Source organism: Spongiibacter sp. C9W (assembly GCF_057370015.1).
The window spans coordinates 2340566-2359228 of the sequence record NZ_CM170672.1 but is presented as its reverse complement, the minus strand read 5'-3'; the positions used below and the strand labels follow the sequence as shown (position 1 = coordinate 2359228).

Below are 18663 nucleotides of genomic sequence, written 5' to 3'. Positions count from 1 at the left end.
AGTTCACCTTATGTCGACACAACAGCGTTTAATACTGACCGTTCCGCCCAGTCTGGAAGATGAGCTGGTGGACTACCTACTGAGCCTGGAGAGTGTCAGCGGCTTTACCTCCTACCCGGTGCGCGGGCACGGCGAAAACCGTCAGCTATCGATAGCCGAGCAGGTGACCGGGCGGCAAAAACGGGTGCAGTTCGAACTGATTCTGAACGCCGAGCAAATCAGCACTGTGCTCGAGGGCCTTCGCGACAACGTGGGCAGCGATATATTTTACTGGTATCAGGATGTGGGTGGCAGCGGCCGCCTTTAAGCCGTCACTCAGCGTTGAATCCAGTGCAGCACGTCCTGGGCGGCAAGAAAGCTTTCCGCCTCGCGACCGCTGAGCATGGCCAGCGTGGCCAGCAGACCGGCTTCCACGCAACTGCCCGCAGCCACAGTGACCGAACGCGGGGCGTCCATCACCGGCCAGCCGGTGCGGGGATTGAGTACATGGGGGTAGCGCTTGCCATTGTTCAACAGAAAGCGGCGGGCATCGCCACTGGTGGCCAGCCCGCCGCGCTGTAACTGGATCATCGCCGATTGCAGGCCGCCGATATTCTCCACCCCCACCAGCCAGTGGGGCTGACCGGCAGGCGGCGCGGTGGCAAACAGATCGCCGCCAAAGTTGATCAGAATCGGCGTGTCGGTAAAGGCTCTCACCAGCGAGGCGGCACGGTCTACCGCGTATTCCTTGCCAATCCCGCCAAAGTCGATCTCCATGCCCGGTTGCAGGCACAGTACCGGCGACTGCCAGCGCAGCTTGTCCCAACCGACGATGCTCAGCAGCTCGTCGATCTGCGACTGGCCGGGCAGACGATCGCTGCCGTCAAATTTCCACGCCCGGCGCAGCACACCGGAACTCAGGTCAAACGCACCGTCGCTGAGCTGGTAAGCCTGCTCGGCAAAGTCCAACAACTGGGCAGTTTCAGCATCGACCTCCACCGGCTCGCCATTGGCATTGTTAATGCGGTACACAATATTGTCATCGCGATAGCGGGAGAAGGTGGTTTCAATACGCCAGGCCTCGGCGGCTACCGTATCGGCAATACGCCGGGCCAGCGCCTCGTCCTCACTGTCGATCAGCACCTCACAGGGGCTGGCCATGGCCTGAAACTGCCCGGCCATGCCGGTATCAGTTTTCGTGAGGACAAGTTCCCTTTCCATACTCAGTGCAATGCCATAACCGGTGAATTATCGGGAAAGTATCAGCTACCCTGACCGACTTTAAAAGCCGTCAGGACTTTTTCCTTGCTGAGCAACTGTGGCAGCACCACTTCCGCCTTGCCATCGCCAGGGAAAAACACATACAGCGGTACCCCGGAACGCCTGTAGCGAGCCAGTAGGCGACTGACCTCCGCGTCGCGGTTGGTCCAGTCGGCCTTCATATAACGAATATGCTGTGCCGTCATAGCATTCTTGATGGTATCGGTGCCCAACGCCACTTTCTCGTTGGCCTTGCAGGTAATACACCAGTCGGCCGTCACATTCAGAAACACCGGGCCACCATCACTGCGTAGAGACGCGAGGCGATCCGGGCTGTAACGCAGGGCATCGCCGTCGGCAGTCAGGGGAAAGGCACTGCCGTCATCGCGAGCGGCGCTGAATACTGGCACGGGCTCACTCAGTGGCGACGTCGTGGTCAGTACAAACACTGCGCCCAGACTGGCGACAAGCGCCAGACCACGCTGCCAGCGAACCGGCCTTTTCCAGAAATATACGGCCACGGCAATCAGCAGGCAGCCGATCAACACCAGCATCGCGGCATTGATACCCGCCTGACGGCCCAGCACCCACAGCAGCCAGATGCCGGTCAGATACATCGGAAAGGCCATCACCTCTTTGAGGGTCACCATCCAATTGCCGGGGCGCGGCAGCAAACGCCCCAGTCCGGGCACAATCGACAGCAGCAGAAAGGGTGTCGCCATCCCCAGCGCCAGCGCCAGAAACACCGTTAGCGCAATAGCCATCGGCTGAGTCAGGGCAAAACCCAGCGAGGCGCCCATAAACGGCGCCGTACAGGGACTGGCCACCACCACCGCCAACACGCCGGTAAAAAACGAGCCTTTTAAGCCGCCTTTTTCCACCAGCCCTTGACCGACACCCGCCAGCCCCGCACCCAGTTCGATAACTCCAGAAAAGCTCAAGCCCATCAAAAAGAACAGGTAGACCAGTGCTGCCACAAACCACGGTGACTGCAACTGATAGCCCCAGCCCAGCTCCTGCCCGGAGGCGCGCAGCGCGACCAACACACCGGCCACCAGCATAAAGCTGCACACCACACCGGCGGTATACACCAGGCCATGCATCCGACGCTCGCCCGCCGTGCTGTCGCTGCTTTCCAGCAGGCTGATCGCTTTTAGCGCGAGTACCGGAAACACACAGGGCATCAGGTTCAGGATCAGGCCGCCGGCAAAAGCCAGCGCCGCCATCGCCAATAACTGTTGCAGAGAAAACACCTCGACAGGCGCACTGGCCCTCTCGCTAGCCGCAGACACCGACTCAGCAATCACGGCATCGGGCTGTGCCGGTACATCGATCCGTGTCACCGAGCCACTGCCGGGGTCAATCCGGTAGAGGCGGTGATTAGGCGGGTAACACAGACCGGCATCCGCACAGCCTTGCGTGCTCAGCTTGAGCGTAATCGGTCCATCACTGGGAAGCGGCAGGTGTGCAATAGCCTGATGGTAATACACCTCCACATCGCCAAAATATTCATCCTGTTTATGCTTACCCTGCGGCAACTTCAGTGCCAGCTTGTTAGGCTGCCCGCCCGCCACGACCGACGCCTCGAAGCGGTGGCCGTAAAGGTAATAGCCGTCGGCTATGTCCCACTGCATCACCAGCTCATCGCCATCGATACGCGGCGTCATCCGGTAGGCGGTCTCCACCGACAGAAACTGCCCGTCGTTGGATTCCACGGCCGGATCAAGCGCGGAAGCCACCGAAGCAGATAACAGGCTCGACATCAGCACGCCCGATAACATCGCCAGCGAGAGAATCCATTTTTTCATATCAGCCACCCTTCCGGATCAGCAGGGAATAAAAAAGGCGCCGCTTCACAGGAAAGGCGCCCGAAGGGCCGCCAGTGCTGCCTTCCGGCACCACACTGGCGGCGGGGGAGTAAAACCGCTTAGAAGTCGTACACCACACGGAGCATTACCGCATCGACGTCGGGGTACAGTTCCTGCCGGGTCAGCTCGCCAAACGTGCCGTCGGGCTCATTGCCGGTTTGCAGGTAGTACTCCAGGGCGACACTCCAGCTATTGTCAGCCGTGTCCTGTCCCAGTTCGGCACCAAAGGTATAGCCGTTGAATTCGCCAAGCCGGTAGTCCGCTGAGGCTTCCACCTTGTCGTTGCCTGCCACGGGTTGCGTGCCATCCACAAAGAACGGGGTATAGAAATCCGCCGCGCTCTGCTGGTAGACCCGCACGTGGGGTTCAATGTACAGGGTGTCGCCCATTTTCCAGCGATAGCGCAGGTCGATGGTATGCGAGGTAATGCCCCAGTCATCCACCATCAGGCGGTAGGAGGTGTCCAACACATCGCCGCCGATATAGCGTTTGTATTGACCGAAAATACTGTGTTTCAAGCGGCTGTCCGGGCGGTTCTCATACACCACTGTGGGCAGGTTGGGCTCGTTGATATTGGTAAACAGCGGGCGACCGGTAACCGGGTCAACCACGCTGATAATCTTATAGGGATCGGTCAGGTAACCGCTGGACTGGCTCAGCGAGTAGTTGAGCTGGAACAGGCTGTTCTGGTCGATGACCTGGGTAACGCCCACAATTACGTCGAACAGCGACTTGGTGTCATTGCTGCCGTCGCGGGGCTGCGTCGCATCGGCTTCCTGCATCACACCAAAGGCTATCGGCTTGCCGCCCACCGGGTCGATGCTGTCCACACCTGCCGAGGCACCGGCCATCCAGGTGGTATTGCCGCCGTTGGTATCCCAGGCAAAGGAGGTATTGGCCGACAGCGACTGGTAATCGTATTCCGACGATAGATTGCCACCCAGCACCATGGTGAGGTCTTTCGAGATTGGACGCTCCCAGGCGGCGTTGAGCGCAACTCGGGTATCTTTAAAGGACTCATCCAGTGGAATATCGCCGGCGTTGACGGTGTAGCTGCTATTTCCCGATGGCGTCGTGTAGGTTTGCGGACGATCCGTGGGCACCGCACCACTGCCCGAGGCGCCGGTCAGGGTGTCCAGTGTCAGTTTCAGCGACAGGGTCTCGTCGGTATCCAGTTGTTTGACCGCCTTGATAACCGGCTCGGCCGCCGTCACCCGGTCAGCCTCGTTGTAAAACAGCAGCGCGGCACTCACATCCCAATCACCCACATCGTGGGCGTTCTCGGCAACAGCAACATTAGCGCCAACCAGCGCGCAACTGGCAGCTGCCAGCGACAGGCGAATCGATTTCTTACTGTGGGTTTTCATCGCGTTTCCTGGCTCCCTATCAATTGCAACCGCAGCCACCGCCGCCGAAGCTGCGGCCACCACTGGAGGCTTCTTTACTGAAGTAAATGTGATCGTCCAATGACGAACGCAGCGGTGAGCTGTCCAGCGCCATTTCCGGCTTGGCCAGGTTTTGCCGCTCCCAAGGCTCTACACCCATGTTGCTGCAGGCGCTGAGGGAGAGTCCGGCGAGTAAGATAAACACTAACTTTTTCATGGTGTTCTCGCTTAACGGTGAGGTGTGAAGTCGCTACTGCTGAATGGCATTTTTGATCTGGCTATCCAGCTCGTCAGGGGTGCGCTTGGTAAAACCGATGTGTTTCAGCAGCAGTTGACCGTGGCGGTCAAATAGAAAGGAGTTGGGCATGCCCGCCACCTTGTACTGCGTAGCAAGAATTCCGTCAGGGTCGTAAAACACAGGAAAGGCTGGCTGAAATTCTTCGATGAACGCCCTGGCACTGTCGGCGTCTTCATCTAGGTTGATGGTGACCACTGCCAAGTCGTCGCCGTATTCACTGACCAGGCGATTCATAAAAGGAAAGGAGGCTCTGCAAGGGCCACACCACGAGGCCCAGAAATCCAGGTACACCACCTTTCCGCGATATTTGTCTAGGTCAAAACTGCCCGCGGCAAAGACCTCATCAGCTGCCAAACTACAATTTACACAGAGCAATAATTGCCCGATGAAAAGTACCATTAGCGTTCGCCAAATTTTCATAAAATTTCCACAGGATTTCTGCATGTTGGCAAACCATACAAATACAGACTTAAGGGAACATTAAGAAAAGACGGTTTACTGATCGGCGTAAGTTTTTTACAGAAGAGACGCTACTCCACCGCACAGAGGTATTTGTCCAGTGAACAATTAATGCTTCCGTCTCAATGACGGCCCGCTCCCGTCCCCAACGCTATGGGGTGGTCCTAAGCATTAATGGTACTCACTATGACGAAGCTTCTTCTGACACTGGAAAATGTGTCTTATTCACTGCCGAATGGCAGCACGCTCTTCACAAATGTACACGCTCAACTCAGCAACACGTCAGTGGGCTTGGTGGGCCGCAATGGCGTGGGAAAAAGTGTGTTAGCGCGCATTCTCGCCAAGCAAGTGGCCCCGACATCGGGCTATTGCCATCACTACGGGTCGGTGTACTACCTGCCGCAACAACTGCCGCTAACCGCCAAGACAACACTGGCCGAGCTGGCCGGGGTGGGCCCCGAAATCAGTGCGCTGGCACGTATTGAGCAAGGCAGTGTTGACCCCAATGATTTCAAGTTACTCGGGGAGCGCTGGGACATTCGTCAGGAACTACAGCAAATAGTCGCCTCGGCCGGACTCGCCGCCACCCCCGCAGCAACGCTCGCTTGCAAACTCAGCGGTGGCCAGGCCATGCGCATCGCGCTGGCCGGAGCAATGCACGCAAAGCCCGACTTACTGATTTTGGACGAGCCCAGTAATCACCTGGATGGCGAGCATCGCCAGGCCCTTATTCAGCAACTACAAAATTGGAAGAGTGGCCTGCTCGTCATTAGCCATGACCGGCAGCTGCTTAATACGCTTGAACATATCATCGAGCTTTCTCCGTCTGGCCTGAGTCACTACGGCGGCAACTACGCCTTTTATTCACAGCGCAAGGCAGCTGAACAGCGTGTGGCGCTGGAAACCCTTCAACAGAGTAAACGACAACGCAGGCGCGAGGAGCGCGGCATGCAGCAACACCGCGAGCGTATCGCTCGTCGTCAGGCGCGGGGCAAAACGCAGCGCAGGGAAGGCAGCCAATCAAAGCTCATCCTCGACAGCCGGCAGCAGCGCAGCGAAAACGCATCTGGAAAACTGCAACGCCAACATGATGCCAGACGAAACTCGCTGGTGGAGACCATTCACAGCGCGCAAAAAGCGCTCGATAACGCCGCCGTTATCGCGGTGCACAGCCCCAACCAGGGCCGCCACTCCCGCCGTGTTGCCGAGTTCAACGACGTTCAGCTGCCCTTCGTTTCGCACTCTACACCGCTGAACATTACGCTCACCACGCAGCATAAGGTCGGGATTGTCGGCCCAAATGGCAGCGGCAAATCCACTTTGCTGCAGGTGATTGCCGGGGTACTGAAACCCCGCAGTGGCGACGTTTATACAACGAAGCAATGCGCCTACCTCGACCAACACCTCAGCGCCCTGGATCCGCAGCGCTCGGCGTTAGCACAGTTGCGTGAGATCAGCCCCGGCACCCCCGAAGAACAGCAGCGCATGCGCCTGGCCCAACTGGGTTTAGGGCCCGATAAATTGCTTGCCCCCTGCCGCGAGCTCAGCGGCGGTGAGCAACTTAAGGCTTATCTGGCCTGCCTGTTATACGCCGACTCACCACCCAACTTGCTATTGTTGGACGAGCCCAGCAACCATCTCGACCTGCCCTCACTGAGCGCTCTGGAATCTATGCTGCGCGACTATTCCGGCTGTTTGGTGGTGGTCTCTCACGACAGCTACTTTTTATCTGAGCTTCAATTAAGCCATCGACTACGACTCAGCCCGCCGCACTGGCAACTGGAACCCTGGCGAGACTAATTTAGTATTGATAACGATTATCAACTACTCTACCATTCCCAAAATTTCTCGCCCTCTCAAGGACCGACCATGCGCCAGCCACCTTCGTTTTACCGCTGCCTACTTTGCACCAGCCTCACCGTACTGGCATTGCCAGCCCATGCCGATGACAAGGTTGAAGAAGTGGTAGTCACTGCCAGCCGTGTCGAAAAACCACTGAGCACGATCCCCAATACCGTCACGGTTATTGATCAAGCAGCACTTGCTCAGCAGCTGTCTATTCAAAACGATCTGTCCAGTGTGTTGGGAAAACTGATCCCCAGCTTTTCGCCAGCGCGCCAAAAGATGACCAACGCCGGAGAGACCTTGCGAGGCCGCAAGCCGCTATATTTGATTGACGGCATTCCCCAATCCAACCCCTTGCGCAGCGGTGGCCGCGACGGCCATACCATCTCGCCGCTGATGCTCGAACGTGTGGAAGTCTTGCACGGCGCCAACGCCATTCACGGGCTCGGCGCGGCCGGCGGTATCATTAACCTGATCACCAAACGCCCCACGGAAACCCTTGAGCAAAGCCTGCGCGTTGACGTCGGCTTTCAAACCGAGCGCGTCAGCGAAAGCCTGGACCGGGGGGTGCACTACAGCGTTTCCAATCGCATCGACCAATTCGACGTGTTGGCCAGCGTGGGCTTTCGCGACAATGGCATCGCATACGACGCCAACGGTGAGGTGATCGGGGTCGACAACACACAGGGCGATACCATGGCCTCTGAGCAATATGATGTCTTCCTGAAAACCGGTTACAACTGGAATGACCAGCGCATCGAACTGATGGTCAATCGCTTCAATGTCGAAAGCGACCACAAGTGGACCTCGGTTCCCGGCGACGTGGATGCCGACATCCCCACCACCGCCATCCGCGCAGAACTGCCCGCCGAAGGTGCGCGCAACCGCGTTACCACTATCGGCGTAAGCTACGAGAACCCCGAGATACTCGGGCATAGCCTGCGGGTTCAGGCATTCAAGCAAGATTTCGAAGCCACATACGGGGCTCAAATTACCCCAATAGCCACGTTTCAGGACCCAGCGTACGGGCCAGACCTGATTGACCAGTCGCAGAATAACTCCGAGAAAATTGGCGCCAAAATTACTCTGGCCAAAGATCAGGTCGGCGGCCTGCCGCTGTCCTTGGTTTACGGCATCGACATCCTGCAAGACAAAACCTGGCAAGAGCTGGTGCAAACCGGCCGCGCCTGGGTACCAGAAACCCGCTACAACAACTACGCGCCCTACCTGCAAGCCGAGTTCACCGGCATTGAAAATGCCACACTAACGGCGGGAGTACGCCACGAAGAATCCAAGCTCGATGTGGACGACTTTACCACCCTGTTCCGCTACGGCAGCCAATTCGTGAAGGGCGGCGCGCCCGATTTTTCAGAAACCCTGTACAACATCGGCGGCACGTATCAGTTCACCGAGCGCTGGCGCGCATTTGCCAATTACGCCGAGGCCTTTTCCATGCCCGATGTCGGCCGCGTATTGCGAGGCATTGATCAGCCAGACCAGGACGTTGAGTCCTTTTTGAACCTGCAGCCTATTCTCACTGAAAACAGCGAATTGGGCGTTGAATACGACAACGGCACCGTGAATGCACAGTTGAGCTACTATGTTTCCGACTCGGACTTCGGCCAGCGTTTGCAACGCGGCGCAGACGGGATATACACCGTTAAGCGCGAGAAAACCGAAGTTGATGGCATTGAAATGCGCCTGGCATGGAATGCCACGGAGGCCGACATCTTTGACCTGCGCTACGCACAGGCAGAGGGTCGTTACGACTCTGACCAGGACGGTAAAGTGGACTCAGACCTCGGCGGCACCAACATTTCACCGGACCGCGTGAACCTCAGTTGGCAGCGCCAGTGGACCCCTGCGCTCAGCTCGCGTATTCAGGTGAACCACCTGCGCGAACGCCGTGTGAAAGACAGCAACGATATTACCGTCAATCAGTTTGACGGCTACACCACCGTCGATGCCAGTGCTGAGATCAATGTCGGGCCCGGCGTGCTGAGCGTGTCAGTCCAGAATCTGACTAACCGCGACTACTACACCTATTATTCGCAGAGCAGCCCCAACGACCTGCGCAACTTCAAAGGCATTGGTCGCAGCTTTGGTATGGCCTACCAGCTGAATTTCTAAGGCGCTTTTCGCAGTGTCTAACACGGCCTCAAACCCACCCCGGCGGCCGCGCAAAGTTCGCGCGCCGGGCCTGTGGCGCTGGCATTTATGGGCCGGCCTTGCCGGGCTTGGCGTATTACTTGTCGCGGCCGTCAGCGGTGCCTTGTTGGTCTATCAGAAGGAGTTAGTCGCGGCGATTGTCACTCCCGGTGCAAGCCTGCCTGCCGACTACCGCCATCAACAATTGGCCGAGGAGCTTTCGGCACTGGCAAGCCAGCGGGGTATCGACCCGGCGCTGAAATTAAAAGCCCCCAGCCAACTGGAGCCCTACTGGACGGTGCGCCACGCAGAGGGTTTAGAACTGCTGGCCCTGGGCAGCCTTCAGCCCTATACCAATAATCTTTGGTTTCTCGACGTCATCTCATTTATTCGCGAGCTGCACGTCGATCTTCTCAGCGGTGAGATCGGCGAAGCGTTGTTATTGGTGGCTGGCGTGTTCGCATTATTTCTTTGTATTAGCGGGGTCATCTTGTGGTGGCCAGGCCGCCGCGGATTTCGCTGGCGCTGGGTGCTCCCCAAAAAATTACGCCCCTCACAATGGCTGCAATACCATCGGCATACCGGCGCCGTGAGCAGCCCCATTCTATTACTGATCCTACTCACCGGCAGCTTGATGCTCTGGCAAAAACTCATTTTTCCCCTGCTGCCACCCAACCCCGTCTTCACGGTGAAAAGCGCTGAGCCACAAACCCCGACATCGGCAATAAGCAGAGGCTACCTGCTGGCACATCGGGAAATTGACGGAAGCTGGCCCACTTACATCACCATTGGCCGCGAACAAGGGGATGTAATGCTAAAAGTGAGGTTTCGCCTCAATGGCGAATGGCACCTCAATGGCCGCACTACCGTGTGGCTCAATACTCGCAGCGGAGAACTCCGTCGCACCGAGCGCGCCGACAACATGCCAACAACACGTAGGCTGCTGAACCAGCTCTACCCCCTCCACTCCGGCTTCGGCATGAACACCCCCTACCGCCTGTTAACCCTTCTCAGCGGTATCGCGCTGGCGTGGTTGTGCCTTACTGGCGGCTTACACTATTACAAGCGGTGGCAGAAACGGAGCGCCAAAGCCCGGTAGCGGCAAAACTACTCAGGCCCTTCCAAACGCAACGACTGCAGGCCCTGCTCAATACTTTCAAGGTGCTCGCGCAAGCCGGCTTTGCTGGCGGAAATACCCACCGCCAAAATATCGAGCACCGTCATATGGGCCAGCCGTGAAGGCAGCGGCGTGTAAGCGCCTTTGTCGTTATCGACATCCACGTAGATTGGTAGGTCGCTCAGCTCTGTGATAGGGCTGCCTGACGGCGCCAGGGCGATAACCGGCGCGCCGTTGTTCTTGGCCAGTTTGATGGCATCTAGCAAGGCCCGGGTACGGCCGGACTGGGAGATAGCCACCACCACATCGTCGGCGTGCAGGGACATCGCCGACATGGCCTGCACGTGGGGGTCGGCATAGACACTGGCGCTGATTTGCAGGCGAAAGAAGTTGTGCTGGGCATCGTGGGCAACCGCTGCCGAAGCACCAAAACCGTAAAACTCCACCCGGCGCGCATTGCTGAGCAGCTCCACGGCTTTTTCAATGGCATCCACTTCTATGCTGTCGCGCACCCGCTTAAGCGCTTCCATAGTGGCGTCGAACACCTTAAAGGTGTACTGCCGAGCACTGTCTTCGTCGCCGTAGCTCACCGCCTCATATTCAGGGCTGTGCGCCACATGCTGAGCCAGGGCCACTTTGAAATTCTGAAAACCGTCGCAACCGACCGCTCGACAAAAGCGCACCACAGTTGGCTCGCTAACGTGGGCTTCCTGCGCCAGATCGACAATGCGCATATGAATCACTTCGCGGCGATTGGCGAGGATATAGTCGGCCACCTTGCGCTCGCTGCGGCGCATGGCCTCGCGGCTGGTTTCAATGGCGCGGATGATATTTCTGGGTTTCAAGCGTTTCTCCACCGGCTTGGCTAACAGCGGCTCACCGAGCAAGCCCTACCGCGTATTGTAACCCAAGGCCGCCGATGACGAGATTCCTGCTCAGCGACGGTGCCAGAACCCGCCATTCCCGATAGAATAGCCGCCCATGGACGTATCTTATATTCTCGATCAACTCAATGACGCGCAACGCGACGCAGTAACCGCTGACAGCCCGGGCACACTGGTGCTCGCGGGGGCCGGTAGTGGCAAAACCCGCGTGCTGGTTCACCGCATAGCCTGGAAGATAAAGGTAGAGGGCCTGTCGCCGTACAGCATTATGGCGGTTACCTTTACCAACAAGGCGGCGCGGGAGATGCGCGGCCGTATTGAGGAGTTGCTGGGCAGCAGCCTGCAAGGTGGTATGTGGGTGGGCACGTTTCACGGCCTTGCCCACCGCCTATTAAAGGCCCACGCCCGCGAAGCCGGTCTGCCGGAGAATTTTCAGATTCTCGACAGCGACGACCAGCTTAGGCTGGTGAAGCGCATCCACCGCGAACTGCAACTGGATGATTCGCGCTGGCCACCGCGCCAGTCCTGTTACTTTATCAACGGCCACAAAGACGAGGGCCGACGCAGCGCCCACATTGATGACCCCGGTGGCGACCTGTACCTGCAAACCATGTTGAAGGTTTATCGGCGCTACGAGGAGATCTGCCAGCAGCAGGGGGTTATCGACTTTGCCGAGTTGCTGCTCCGCGCCCTGGAGTTATGGCGCGACAACCCGGCGGTACTCGCCCACTATCAACAGCGCTTTAAACATGTGCTGGTCGACGAGTTCCAGGACACCAACGCCGTGCAATACGCCTGGCTGCAGATTCTTGCCGGCAATGGCATGCCCATTACCGCCGTGGGCGATGACGACCAGTCCATTTACGGCTGGCGCGGCGCGCGCATTGAGAACATTCAGCAGTTCTCGAAGGACTTTGCCGATACCCGCATTATTCGCCTGGAGCAGAACTACCGCTCCACCGGCACCATTCTCAGTGCCGCCAATGCGGTGATCAAAAACAACAGCCAGCGCCTGGGCAAAGAGCTATGGACCAGCGGCGAAGACGGCGAGCCCATCACCCTGTTTGCCGCGTTCAATGAGCAGGACGAAGCGCGCTTTGTCACTGACCGTATCGACGAGTTGCTCCGCCAGGACTATCGCCGCGCCGATATTGGTATTCTATACCGCAGCAATGCCCAGTCGCGGGTATTGGAAGAAGCGCTGATTCGCAGCGGCCAACCCTATCGCATCTACGGCGGCCAGCGCTTCTATGACCGCCTCGAAATTAAAAACGCCCTCGCCTATTTGCGCTTGATCGCCCTGCGCGACGACGACACCGCCATGGAAAGGGTGATCAACACGCCCACGCGCGGCATCGGCAATCGCACGGTGGAAATGCTGCGTGAATACGCTCGCGACCACCAACTGTCGCTGTGGCAATCGGCCATGGCGATGATTCAAAACGGCGCCCTAACCGCGCGCGCCGGCAATGCCCTGCGCGGCTTCCTGTCACTGGTCGAAGACCTCGCCGAACAGTGCAGTGACCAGTCGCTGGATGAGCAGGTGGATTTAGTCATCGACAAAGCGGGACTGATCGCCTTCCACCAAAAGGAAAAAGGCGAGAAGGGTCAGGCGCGCATAGAAAACCTGCAGGAATTGGTCAGCGCCGCGCGTAGCTTTACCCCGGAAGACCCGGATGCCGATTTGCTGCGCGAATTCCTCGACCAAGCGGCCCTCGATGCCGGTGAACAGCAGGCCGACGAGCACGAGGACAGCATTCAACTGATGACTCTGCACTCCGCCAAAGGTCTGGAGTTCCCCATCGTGTTTATGGTGGGCGTCGAGGAAAACCTGTTCCCCCACAAGATGTCGATGGACGACCCCGCACGCCTTGAAGAAGAACGTCGCCTCGCCTATGTGGGTATTACTCGCGCCGAGCAGCAGTTGTTTCTGAGTTACGCCGAGTCACGGCGACTGCACGGGCAAGAGAACTTCAACAGCCTGTCACGCTTCATCCGCGAAATCCCCAACGACCTCATCAACGAAGTGCGTATTAACAATACTGTGACCCGTCCGAGCAGCTTTGCCAGCGGCAATATTGCTGCTCAGGCCGCCGCCGACTGCGGTATCGCTCTGGGCCAGCGCGTGCTGCACAGTATTTTTGGTGCGGGCACCGTGCTCAGCTTCGAGGGCCAGGGCGCCAGCGCTCGGGTACAGGTAAATTTTGAGGACGAAGGCAGCAAATGGCTGGTGTTGCAGTACGCCAATCTGGAGCTGCTGTAATCGCACCGGCTCACAACAATAATAAGGTAACGCTATGAACCGCTCTTCAAACGCGCGCACTACACCGCTCATTATTCTGGCCCTGGTTGCCGCGCTGGTCGCCATGAGCTGGCTCTATGTGGGCGAGCGCAGCCGGCACTATGTCGCCGATGACAGCGCGCGAACTGCCGCCCTAGGCGGTGAGCGAGTGTATCAATGGAAACTGGTCACCACCTGGCCGAAAAACTTTCCCGGCCTGGGCACCGCACCAGAAAAGTTTGCCGAGGTCGTCAACCGCATGAGCCGCGGCCGCCTGCAAATCAGCGTTTATGGTGCCGGTGAACTGGTTCCTGCCCTCGGCGTGTTCGATGCCGTCTCTGCTGGTAGCGTTCAGGCGGGCCACGGCGCGGCCTATTATTGGAAGGGCAAATTGCCCTCATCAATCTTCTTCACCGCCGTGCCCTTTGGCATGAGCGCACAGGAAATGAATGGCTGGCTCTACCACGGCGGCGGCTTGGAATTGTGGCGCGAGGCCTATGCCCCCTTTAATTTGATCCCCATGGCCGGCGGCAATACCGGCGTGCAAATGGCGGGCTGGTTTAACAAAGAGATTAATTCGGTCGACGACCTCAAAGGGCTGAAAATGCGCATTCCCGGCTCGGGCGGTGAAGTATTAAACCGCCTGGGGGGCACCTCGGTAACGCTGCCGGGCGGCGAGTTATACACCTCGTTGCAAACCGGCGTGATCGACGCCACCGAGTGGGTGGCACCCTACAACGATCTGGCCTTCGGCTTTCACGAGGTCACGCGTTATTACTATTATCCAGGCTGGCATGAGCCCGGCTCGACTCTCGAACTCATCGTGAACAAGCAGGCTTTTGAAGCTCTGCCCGAAGACCTGCAAGCCATTGTTGAGGTTGCGGCGCGCTACGCCAACGCCGACATGCTAGACGAATATACCGCGCGCAATAATAACGCCTTACAGGAGTTGGTAGAGCAACACGACGTGCAGCTACGCAAGCTGCCCGATGATGTAATTCGCGCGCTGCACAAAACCTCTGACGACTACCTGGCGGAGCTGGCGCAAACTGATGAGCTCACCCAGCGGGTTTACACCAGCTGGAAGCAATTCCTGGAAGGCGCGAAAAACTACCACCATATTTCCGAGCAGGCTTACATCAACGCTCGCGATTTATAATTTAGCGAAAAAGACCAAGTCCGCCGGGGTAGTTGTATCCGGGAAATACCCTGGCGATATCGAGACGACTACTCTGGGTCTGCAGCAACTCCGACAACACCTGGCGGTAATCCGTGGTGACCTGCAGATCACCGCGATCAATGTCATCGTCTTGCAAGCCGGGCCAGTCACTGACAACCTGCCCGCCATTGACGCCGGCGCCCATTAGCAACATGGCGTTGCCGTGACCGTGGTCGGTACCCAGCGACCCGTTCTCTGTCGCGCGGCGACCAAACTCACTCATTGTTACCAGCGTCACTCGCGACATGGCGTCGCCGAGGTCTTGCATGAAAGCCGCTAAGCCATCACCCATTGCCGCCAGGTTATTGCGCAACGCCCCGTTCTGATTCACATGGGTGTCCCAGCCACCAATATCAACACTGATAAATTCACTGCCTATATCCGCGCGAATCAACTGCGCAGCCTTACGCATATTTCGGGCAAAGGCATTGTTGGCGTATTGCGCGCCGTTTCGGGGCTCAAGTGACGCGGGATCGGCGGCGGCAAGCGCCTGCACAACATCCAACGACAAACGGCTTTGAATCGACAACGCCGTCTCGTCACCGTACATGCTGCGCACGGCGTCCAGGAAGTCATCTCCCTGCTTCACTATCGAATTGAAGCGGTCAAACTGCGCCAGCGCCAGTGGCGGCACCGAGCCCTGCAAACTCTGTGGTGCCGCAGAGGCGATGGCTACCGAGCGAAACGGCGACGCCGACGGACCGCTGTGAGTATGCGCAATGTGTCGACCAAGCCACCCGGTTAAGGTCGCACTGGGGTCTTGAACACCACTTTCCATAATCGCCTGAGCATCAAAATGTGAACGGCTTTCATGGGGCGATCCAGCGGCGTGAACAGCGGCCATACGGCCGTTTTGCCAGGCGGGCAGCAGCCCAGCCAGCGAGGGGTGTAAACCGAAGAAACCATCCAGATCCAAGGCACCGTTGGATTGATCCGGCCGCGGCACTCTCACCACCGGGCGGCGCGCGTAGTAATCGTCGCTGCCGTGGGGAACCACAACATTCAAGCCGTCCACCGCGCCGCGCATAAACACCACAACCAGGGTGTGTTTTGCCGAGGTAAACTGGCTCTGCCTGCTCACCTCACTATCGACGAGGGTATTCCAAAGCTCTCGGCGAGTATAAGTCATCGTATTTCCTTCCTTTTACTACCGAAGTCCATCAACGCCGTTGGGCATAGGGAGAGATCAGCAACAGCGCCATTAAGCGCCGCCAAAATTGTTCGGTGGATGCCGCGCGTTCGCCGCTCGCGTGAGTCTGGGCAGCCGCCAGCAAACGGCTGGCCGTCGCGTCGTCGATATCGCGCATCAGCAACTTCCGGCGCATGGCCGCCAGTGCCTCGCCGGGCTCCTCCTGCTGGTCTGCAGCCCAGGCGGCGTTACTCACGCCCTCGCTGCGGGACTGCCCCGCGACACTGATAACATGGCGCCAACGCTCGAGTAGACCATTGACACTGGCCCAGTAGCCCTCGCTATCCGGGTAGCCGTCGGGGCTAGGCCACTGAAAGGGAACATGGCCGGTACGCGAGATCATGCTGTCGCTATTCGGCCCTTCATAGGTCGGGTTCAGGTCAATATCCAGCGGGTCCAGCAAGCCAAAGTCGAGTTCGGGCAGGGCATCAATATTCGCCAAGCCCAACATACTGTAGAGATCGGGAATAGCCGAGGCCCGCAATAAATCCGACAAGGTGAGGCTGTCATTCATCTCCGGTTCCAGAGCGCGCACCAGCGCAATTGCGCTCTCTTGTGGCCGTGTCAGCTTTGCGTCTGGCGCTTTTGTATCGCCGCGCGCCGTTCCCGCCATGGCAGGCAGCGACCACGTGGTGAGCGCCCTGGCAAATACCACCGGTGAATTTTCGGTGCTGATTCCGAATGAGAAGGGCTACGACTTGGCGACCGCAGCCGGCGCACGCCACATCGCTATTGTGGTGGCCAGCAGCGAGACCATGAACCAGAAGAATATTGGCATGGACAACGAGCAGGCCTTCCGTTTTGCCAAAACAGTACTGACCAGAGCCAGCCACGATGGCGTGCATGCCAGCTGCTATATCGCCACCGCGTGGGAATGCCCTTTTGAAGGGAGCATTAATGAAGACATTATCCTGCAACAAGCCGAAGTATTAATCGCCGCAGGCGCAAAAGAAATTGTCTTAGCCGATACGATTGGCGCGGCGACGCCGCAGCAATCTGCAACTCTAACTAATAAATTATGTCGCGAATTTGGTAGCGCTTTAATCGCCTGTCACTTTCACGACACCCGAGGCATGGGCATCGCCAATGCCTATGCTGCACTCGAAAGCGGTGTGCGGCGCTTTGACGCGTCTATTGCAGGCTTGGGGGGATGCCCTTTTGCACCGGGAGCCTCGGGAAATATTGCCACGGAAGATCTAGTGCTGATGCTGAATCAGCAAGGCTACAACACCGGAATTTCCCTGGCGGGTTTGGCAGCGGCAGCCAAGCTGACCCGGCAATGGTTACCGGGCGTTGGCGTCGCCAAGTCCACGCAGTGGATTGAACGGCAGATAGAGAAAGGCGCTCTCTAGGCGCCTGTTCACACCATTAGCTAACGGTGGTTTTGGTGTAGGCCTCGCTGAACGACCACAGCTTCTCCGCCGCCGCGTCGTCTTTGCCCCAGGGCTTTATGCGCTTGGGTTTGCAGTCGGCAAAGTATTCGCCGGTAACCCCTTCCAAGCTGGGCGAGGTCGCCACATAAATGGAGGTTTCGGCGCCCTTGTCGGGGCTGCGGAAAAAGGGTTTTAACACGAGCCCTAACACTTTCCCGATGATGACATTGTCTTGCTGGCCGAGGCCGGTGCTGACTGCGCCAGGATGCACACAGTTTACCGTTACGCCAGTACCTTCGAGTTGCTTGGCCAGATGGCGGGTCCACAGAATATTGCAGAGTTTGGAGTGGCCGTACACTTTGAAGGTTTTGTATTTCTGGCGGGCAAACTCCAGGTCGTCGAACTGCACGCCTTTGCAGAAAGCATGAGCTTCCGACGCCACCGACACAATACGCGCTGGCGCACTGGCGACGATGCGCTCTCGAAGCAGCTCAGTCAGTAGAAAATAGGCGAGGTGATTCACGGCGAAGGTTTCTTCTATGCCGTCGGCGCTGAGCTTGCGCTCGGTGTTCACCACACCGGCGTTGTTCAATAACAGGTGAAGCGGTTTGCCGGTATCGAGAAACTGTTTCGCGGCGCGGCGAATGTCGGCCATTTTACCGAGGTTAGCAATTAACAGAGACAACTCGGCGTCGGGTCGTAAACTGCGCAGTTCGTCCAATAGCGCTTGGCCCTTTTCTTCATTGCGGCAGAGAATAAACAGCTCAGCACCCTGCTCTACCAGCGCCTTGGCGGTCGCGCGGCCAATGCCGTTGGTCGCGCCGGTAATCAAACACACTTTTCCCGTCATGCTCATTATTATTGTCCTTGCACTATTGGTTTTGGTTTAACTTAATCGACGCTCCGCGTGCGGCCGTTGTCGTCGATGGCGACAAATACAAATTCGCCCTCAGTCACTTTTATCGGCTCTTCGTCGTCGTATTCGGTGATCCAGACTTCCACATTGATGCGAATGGAGCTGCGTCCAACTTCAAGCACATCGGTATAACAGCTCACCACCGCGCCAACATTTACCGGCGACAAAAACGCCATACTCGCAACGGCTACTGTGGCGACCCTGCCACCTGCGCGTCGCCCGGCAGTAATACCGGCTGCAAGATCCATTTGCGACATTAACCAGCCACCGTAGATATCTCCGTCGGCATTAGTATCTGCAGGCATAGCGATCACCTGCATGGCTAACTCGCCGTTGGGGCGGGGCACATCATCTATGTCACGCATAGGTTTGTATTCCTACTGTTTGAATTATTCATCGAGCGCCCAGTTAACGGATGACGCCTAGTATTGTCAATCTAATT

17 protein-coding genes are annotated in these 18663 nt (G+C 57.8%); 7 read left to right on the top strand and 10 right to left on the bottom strand.

Annotated elements, in window-relative coordinates:
• Positions 1-10: 10 nt before the first annotated feature.
• Positions 11-307 carry a DUF3240 family protein gene (locus AC2Q8J_RS11280; protein WP_289083584.1) on the top strand — a complete coding sequence of 99 codons (297 nt, stop codon included), beginning with the start codon at positions 11-13 and terminating at the stop codon, positions 305-307.
• An 8-nt stretch (positions 308-315) separates the two neighbouring features.
• Here the strand turns inward: AC2Q8J_RS11280 and AC2Q8J_RS11275 are convergent, their stop codons facing one another.
• The 5 genes from AC2Q8J_RS11275 to AC2Q8J_RS11255 all read right to left on the bottom strand — a co-directional run bounded on the left by AC2Q8J_RS11275 (position 316) and on the right by AC2Q8J_RS11255 (position 5210).
• Positions 316-1200 carry an FAD:protein FMN transferase gene (locus tag AC2Q8J_RS11275; RefSeq protein ID WP_289083583.1) on the bottom strand — a complete coding sequence of 295 codons (885 nt, stop codon included), beginning with the start codon at positions 1198-1200 and terminating at the stop codon, positions 316-318.
• Between the two features lie 41 nt (positions 1201-1241).
• Entirely contained in the window at positions 1242-3047 is a 1806-nt protein-coding gene (locus tag AC2Q8J_RS11270; protein ID WP_289083582.1) for a protein-disulfide reductase DsbD family protein, read from the bottom strand.
• A 119-nt stretch (positions 3048-3166) separates the two neighbouring features.
• Positions 3167-4474 (bottom strand): DUF3570 domain-containing protein, encoded by a 1308-nt coding sequence (locus tag AC2Q8J_RS11265; protein ID WP_288363534.1) that lies wholly within the window; start codon positions 4472-4474, stop codon positions 3167-3169.
• A gap of 19 nt (positions 4475-4493) precedes the next feature.
• Positions 4494-4709: a DUF4266 domain-containing protein gene (locus AC2Q8J_RS11260; RefSeq protein ID WP_022959021.1), complete on the bottom strand. Its 216-nt coding sequence runs from the start codon at positions 4707-4709 to the stop codon at positions 4494-4496.
• Positions 4710-4742: 33 nt separating this feature from the next.
• Entirely contained in the window at positions 4743-5210 is a 468-nt protein-coding gene (locus tag AC2Q8J_RS11255) for a TlpA family protein disulfide reductase (RefSeq protein ID WP_486451312.1), read from the bottom strand.
• A gap of 225 nt (positions 5211-5435) precedes the next feature.
• Between AC2Q8J_RS11255 and AC2Q8J_RS11250 the strand changes: the two genes are divergently transcribed.
• The 3 genes from AC2Q8J_RS11250 (at position 5436) to AC2Q8J_RS11240 (ending at position 10341) form a co-directional block, all read left to right on the top strand.
• Positions 5436-7049: an ABC-F family ATP-binding cassette domain-containing protein gene (locus AC2Q8J_RS11250; protein WP_486451311.1), complete on the top strand. Its 1614-nt coding sequence runs from the start codon at positions 5436-5438 to the stop codon at positions 7047-7049.
• Between the two features lie 69 nt (positions 7050-7118).
• Complete coding sequence (locus tag AC2Q8J_RS11245; RefSeq protein WP_486451310.1) at positions 7119-9224, top strand: TonB-dependent receptor; 2106 nt, start codon at positions 7119-7121, stop codon at positions 9222-9224.
• A 13-nt stretch (positions 9225-9237) separates the two neighbouring features.
• Positions 9238-10341, top strand: coding sequence for a PepSY-associated TM helix domain-containing protein (locus AC2Q8J_RS11240; RefSeq protein ID WP_486451309.1), 1104 nt, complete (start codon positions 9238-9240; stop codon positions 10339-10341).
• An 8-nt stretch (positions 10342-10349) separates the two neighbouring features.
• On the opposite strand, the gene AC2Q8J_RS11235 is transcribed toward AC2Q8J_RS11240, so the two are convergent.
• Positions 10350-11204 (bottom strand): SIS domain-containing protein, encoded by an 855-nt coding sequence (locus AC2Q8J_RS11235; RefSeq protein ID WP_486451308.1) that lies wholly within the window; start codon positions 11202-11204, stop codon positions 10350-10352.
• A gap of 136 nt (positions 11205-11340) precedes the next feature.
• On the opposite strand from AC2Q8J_RS11235, the gene uvrD reads away from it, so the two are divergent.
• The gene (uvrD, locus tag AC2Q8J_RS11230; protein ID WP_486451307.1) at positions 11341-13506 is read left to right on the top strand and encodes a DNA helicase II; all 2166 of its coding nucleotides are present in this window, start codon (positions 11341-11343) and stop codon (positions 13504-13506) included.
• Between the two features lie 34 nt (positions 13507-13540).
• Positions 13541-14683, top strand: a complete 1143-nt coding sequence (locus AC2Q8J_RS11225) for a TRAP transporter substrate-binding protein (RefSeq protein WP_486451306.1) — start codon at positions 13541-13543, stop codon at positions 14681-14683.
• A gap of 1 nt (position 14684) precedes the next feature.
• Here AC2Q8J_RS11225 and AC2Q8J_RS11220 read toward each other — a convergent pair whose 3' ends face one another.
• Both AC2Q8J_RS11220 and AC2Q8J_RS11215 read right to left on the bottom strand, forming a co-directional pair.
• Positions 14685-15872 (bottom strand): DUF1501 domain-containing protein, encoded by a 1188-nt coding sequence (locus tag AC2Q8J_RS11220; protein ID WP_486451305.1) that lies wholly within the window; start codon positions 15870-15872, stop codon positions 14685-14687.
• A gap of 31 nt (positions 15873-15903) precedes the next feature.
• Positions 15904-16545 carry a DUF1800 family protein gene (locus AC2Q8J_RS11215; RefSeq protein WP_486451304.1) on the bottom strand — a complete coding sequence of 214 codons (642 nt, stop codon included), beginning with the start codon at positions 16543-16545 and terminating at the stop codon, positions 15904-15906.
• Between AC2Q8J_RS11215 and AC2Q8J_RS11210 the strand changes: the two genes are divergently transcribed.
• A complete protein-coding gene (locus AC2Q8J_RS11210; RefSeq protein ID WP_486451303.1) occupies positions 16430-17284 on the top strand; it encodes a hydroxymethylglutaryl-CoA lyase in 855 nt (284 codons plus the stop codon). The genes AC2Q8J_RS11215 and AC2Q8J_RS11210 overlap by 116 nt on opposite strands.
• Before the next feature lie 16 nt (positions 17285-17300).
• Here AC2Q8J_RS11210 and AC2Q8J_RS11205 read toward each other — a convergent pair whose 3' ends face one another.
• Both AC2Q8J_RS11205 and AC2Q8J_RS11200 read right to left on the bottom strand, forming a co-directional pair.
• The gene (locus tag AC2Q8J_RS11205) at positions 17301-18161 is read right to left on the bottom strand and encodes an SDR family oxidoreductase (protein WP_486451302.1); all 861 of its coding nucleotides are present in this window, start codon (positions 18159-18161) and stop codon (positions 17301-17303) included.
• Between the two features lie 35 nt (positions 18162-18196).
• Complete coding sequence (locus tag AC2Q8J_RS11200) at positions 18197-18586, bottom strand: acyl-CoA thioesterase (protein ID WP_027874832.1); 390 nt, start codon at positions 18584-18586, stop codon at positions 18197-18199.
• Between the last annotated feature and the right edge of the window lie 77 nt (positions 18587-18663).

What these genes read in the sequence shown, in the direction of transcription:
- AC2Q8J_RS11220 (WP_486451305.1), bottom strand. Translation starts at nt 15,872, where the DNA reads ATGACTTATACTCGCCGAGAGCTTTGGAATACCCTCGTCGATAGTGAG.
- AC2Q8J_RS11205 (WP_486451302.1), bottom strand. Translation starts at nt 18,161, where the DNA reads ATGAGCATGACGGGAAAAGTGTGTTTGATTACCGGCGCGACCAACGGC.
- AC2Q8J_RS11250 (WP_486451311.1), top strand. Translation starts at nt 5,436, where the DNA reads ATGACGAAGCTTCTTCTGACACTGGAAAATGTGTCTTATTCACTGCCG.
- AC2Q8J_RS11275 (WP_289083583.1), bottom strand. Translation starts at nt 1,200, where the DNA reads ATGGAAAGGGAACTTGTCCTCACGAAAACTGATACCGGCATGGCCGGG.
- AC2Q8J_RS11280 (WP_289083584.1), top strand. Translation starts at nt 11, where the DNA reads ATGTCGACACAACAGCGTTTAATACTGACCGTTCCGCCCAGTCTGGAA.
- AC2Q8J_RS11260 (WP_022959021.1), bottom strand. Translation starts at nt 4,709, where the DNA reads ATGAAAAAGTTAGTGTTTATCTTACTCGCCGGACTCTCCCTCAGCGCC.
- AC2Q8J_RS11270 (WP_289083582.1), bottom strand. Translation starts at nt 3,047, where the DNA reads ATGAAAAAATGGATTCTCTCGCTGGCGATGTTATCGGGCGTGCTGATG.
- AC2Q8J_RS11265 (WP_288363534.1), bottom strand. Translation starts at nt 4,474, where the DNA reads ATGAAAACCCACAGTAAGAAATCGATTCGCCTGTCGCTGGCAGCTGCC.
- AC2Q8J_RS11215 (WP_486451304.1), bottom strand. Translation starts at nt 16,545, where the DNA reads ATGGCGGGAACGGCGCGCGGCGATACAAAAGCGCCAGACGCAAAGCTG.
- AC2Q8J_RS11200 (WP_027874832.1), bottom strand. Translation starts at nt 18,586, where the DNA reads ATGCGTGACATAGATGATGTGCCCCGCCCCAACGGCGAGTTAGCCATG.
- AC2Q8J_RS11245 (WP_486451310.1), top strand. Translation starts at nt 7,119, where the DNA reads ATGCGCCAGCCACCTTCGTTTTACCGCTGCCTACTTTGCACCAGCCTC.
- AC2Q8J_RS11225 (WP_486451306.1), top strand. Translation starts at nt 13,541, where the DNA reads ATGAACCGCTCTTCAAACGCGCGCACTACACCGCTCATTATTCTGGCC.
- AC2Q8J_RS11255 (WP_486451312.1), bottom strand. Translation starts at nt 5,210, where the DNA reads ATGAAAATTTGGCGAACGCTAATGGTACTTTTCATCGGGCAATTATTG.
- uvrD (WP_486451307.1), top strand. Translation starts at nt 11,341, where the DNA reads ATGGACGTATCTTATATTCTCGATCAACTCAATGACGCGCAACGCGAC.